4 protein-coding genes are annotated in these 3,667 nt (G+C 27.5%); all 4 read left to right on the forward strand.

Annotated elements, in window-relative coordinates; translation table 11 throughout:
• Window positions 1-1,059: asparagine synthase C-terminal domain-containing protein (locus PLW95_07965; protein ID HOV22590.1), on the forward strand; the 1,059-nt coding region annotated here is incomplete at its 5' end.
• Window positions 1,056-2,285 carry a glycosyltransferase family 39 protein gene (locus PLW95_07970; protein HOV22591.1) on the forward strand — a complete coding sequence of 410 codons (1,230 nt, stop codon included), beginning with the start codon at window positions 1,056-1,058 and terminating at the stop codon, window positions 2,283-2,285. The genes PLW95_07965 and PLW95_07970, both read left to right, overlap by 4 nt.
• Complete coding sequence (locus tag PLW95_07975; protein HOV22592.1) at window positions 2,272-2,991, forward strand: glycosyltransferase family 2 protein; 720 nt, start codon at window positions 2,272-2,274, stop codon at window positions 2,989-2,991. The genes PLW95_07970 and PLW95_07975 overlap by 14 nt, the downstream gene beginning before the upstream one ends.
• Window positions 2,988-3,667: polysaccharide deacetylase family protein (locus tag PLW95_07980; protein ID HOV22593.1), on the forward strand; the 680-nt coding region annotated here is incomplete at its 3' end. The genes PLW95_07975 and PLW95_07980, both read left to right, overlap by 4 nt.

Below are 3,667 nucleotides of genomic sequence, written 5' to 3' on the forward strand. Positions count from 1 at the left end.
CCTATAAAGACATTTTCAATTGGTTTTGATGTGAAAGAATATAATGAATTAAAATACGCTAAAATTGTTGCAGAAAAATTTGGAACACAACACCATGAATTTATTATCCAACCAGATATTATCAAATGTTTACCAAAACTTGTCTGGCATTATAATGAACCATTTGCTGATTCTTCTATGATTCCAACTTATTATTTGGCAAAAGAAACTTCAAATTATGTAAAAGTTGCCTTAAATGGAGATGGTGGAGACGAAAACTTTGCTGGATACGATAGATATTATCAAACAATGGTATTATCAAAACTTTACAGTTTTTGTAAAAAAGCAGGACTCACTTCTTCATATGTCAAAAATTTGATTGAGAAAATATATCAAAAATTTCCTGCTCCTTTCCCTGTAAGAATTTTAGAATGGATTAAAGAGGCAGATGATTTCGGTTTTGGTTTCGCATATTCAAGAAGATTACAATCTTTTTCAGATATATGGAAAGAAAAAATATATTCTCCTTGGTTTAAAAATGAACTTAAAAATTATAACTCAATTGAAATAGTTGATAAATTATGGGAAAAAAATAAAGCAGATAATTTATTAGAAAAAATGCTTTATACTGACTTTCATCTTTATTTACCAGAAGTTCTAATGGTCAAAATAGATATAGCAACAATGGCAAATTCTCTTGAAGGAAGAAGTCCTTTTCTTGATTATAAATTTATTGAAACAATATCTTCATTTCCACCAGAATTAAAATTAAAAGGGAAAATTTCTAAGTATATTTTGAAAAAAAAATTAAAAGGATTTTTGCCCGACGAGATTTTAAAAAGGGGGAAAATGGGCTTTGGTGTCCCAGTTGGTGAGTGGTTTAAGGGAGAACTTGCAAATTATTTAAAAAGCATAATTTTAAATAAAAGATTTTTCAAAAGGAACTTTTTTGAAAAAAAATATGTAGAAGAAATTGTTCAGCAACACATTTCTGGTAGAGTTAATCATTCTTCTCGTTTATGGACTTTATTATGTTTTGAGATTTGGTGTAGAATATTTCTTGATGGAGAACAGGTATGAAAAAAGAGTTTAACTCTAACAATTATACAAAAGGAATTTGGAAAAAATTATTATTTATATTTATTTGTTCTCTTTTAATAAGAGTACTGTTTATTCTTACTTTAAATAATTCAATTGATGTTTGGGGTGATTGGTGGGATGAGTTGGGATGGAAACTTGCCTCAGGAAAAGGATTCTGGGTAGAAAATCCTTATTTTCCAGGTGGACAGAAATTCTATTCATGGAGAACTCCGGGATTTCCTTTTTTTCTTGCAATAATATATAAAATTTTTGGTCATAATTACCTTGCTGCAAAAATTGGGCTTGCTATAATTAGTTCATTTACTTGCATTTTGATTTATTTCCTTCTTAGAGAGTTTTTTAATTCAAAAATTTCTTTTATAGGCAGTTTTCTTTATTCAATATACCCATCTTCAATTTTCTGGACTGGTTATCTTGCACCTGAAACACTTGAAACCTTTTTATTAGTTTTATTTTCAATATTCTTAATAAAAGGCAAAAATAAAAAAAGTGATACTTTTATTTTATTAAGTGGTATTTTTCTTGGAATTGCCGTTTTAACGAGGTCTCTTTTTTTTATTTTTCTTCCTTTAATATTTTTTTATTTTCTTATAGAATTCAAGAGAAAAGGGATATTAAAATTTATTTTTTTGTTTTTAGGCTGTTTTCTTGTAATAACTCCTTGGGTTCTAAGGAATTACAAAATTCATAAAAAACTTGTTCTTACTTCTACTGAGGGAGGAATTGTTTGTTATATTGCTAATAATGAAAAATCACTTTCTCAACCATCAGGATATTGGAATCCTCCTCCTCCTTTTTTTGAAAAATTCAATGGGATGTCAGAAGTTGAAATTGACCATAAATTATATGAACTTGCTTTAAATTTTATTTTATCCCATCCAAAAGAATATCTAAAACTTGTCTGGGATAGATTTATAAGATATTGGAGATTTTTCCCTCATACTTTTTCTGGTCCTGGTGAAAACTATAAAAAATACCATGTAATACTTGGATTTATAACTTTTGCCCCTATTATAATTCTAAGTTTTATAGGTTTCTTTATTACTCTTAAAAATTTGAAAAAATACCTATGGATTTATTTTGGAATTCTTGGTTGGTCGTTACCGACAATCCTTTTATTCAAAACTGTAATAAGATATAGGGAACCAATAATTCCATATTTGATGGTTTTATTACTTTCAATTTTCAAAAATGTGGAAAAATAAAAAGGTCTCAGTAATATTTCCAACATATAATGAAAGGGACTCAATAAGAGAAGCAATAGATGATTTTTTTGCGAGTTCTTTTGTTGATGAAATAGTTGTTGTTAATAATAATGCCGTTGAAGGAACTGATGAAGAAGTGAAAAAAACAAAGGCAAAACTTGTTTATGAAAAAAGACAGGGATATGGATATGCAATTTGGAAAGGACTTGAAGAAGCAACAGGGGATTATTTGATAATTTCAGAACCAGATGGAACTTTTCTTGGAAGAGATGTAATTAAACTACTTGCTTATAGTGATGATTTTGATTATGTACTTGGAACAAGAACAACAAGAGAATTAATATGGAAAGGTGCAAATATGAATTTTTTTCTGAAGTGGGGAAACTGGGCAGTGGCAAAAATAATGGAATTTTTATATAACACTACAATTTTAACAGATGTTGGATGTACAATGCGGCTTATAAAGAGAAATATATATATAAAAGTTAAACCATATTTTACAGTTGGAGAACAACATTTTGGTCCAGAACTTACCCTTCTTGTTATAAAATCAGGAACTAAATTTGTTGAAATACCTGTAAATTATAAACCAAGAGTTGGAAAATCATCAGTAACTGGAAATATGGGAAAAGCATTTTCTCTTGGATTAAAGATGATTATTTTAATTTTTAAGTATAAATTCAAAAGGATAAATTTTGAAAAATGATACTATGCTATCACAGAATTAATCCATGGTATAAGAAAGATGCAATAACAGTCAGTCCTACAAAATTCCATAAGCAGATTAATTATTTATTTTCTAAAAATTTTAAATTTCTTATAATGGATAAATATATAGAAGATTTTTTTATTTCTAATGATAAAAAAGTCGTAATTTCATTTGATGATGGATATGCTGATAATTTATGGTTTGCTATTGAAATACTTAATGACTTTGGGATTTCTCCAATAATTTATCTTACTGTTTCTTATATTGGAACTAATATCCTTTTCCCAAGATATAAAGAAATATTGAAAGATAGATTTCTTAATTGGAAAGAAGTATCAGAAATGGTAAATAATGGAGTTGAATTTGGTTCACATACACTAACTCATCCTGATTTAACGAAAATTGATAAAAAGCAAGCGGAAAAAGAAATAATTGAATCAAAGAAAATTATTGAAGATAAAATCGGTAAAGAAACAAAATTTTTTTGTTATCCATATGGCAACTTTAATTCTGAAATAATTGAAATTGTACAGAAAGCAGGGTATAAAGGGGCTGTTGTTAATAGAAAAAAAAATATGGAAATAACAAAATTTACATTACCCAGGGTTGGTATTTATTCTCATAATAATAATTTTATTTATAGGGTCAAAATATGGAGAGAATATATAAAAGA

The sequence above is a fragment of the bacterium genome, assembly GCA_035370465.1.
Classification (GTDB): domain Bacteria; phylum Ratteibacteria; class UBA8468; order B48-G9; family JAFGKM01; genus JAGGVW01.

Coding starts and splice junctions, on each gene's coding strand:
- PLW95_07970 (HOV22591.1), top strand. CDS start 1,056: ATGAAAAAAGAGTTTAACTCTAACAATTATACAAAAGGAATTTGGAAA.
- PLW95_07975 (HOV22592.1), top strand. CDS start 2,272: ATGTGGAAAAATAAAAAGGTCTCAGTAATATTTCCAACATATAATGAA.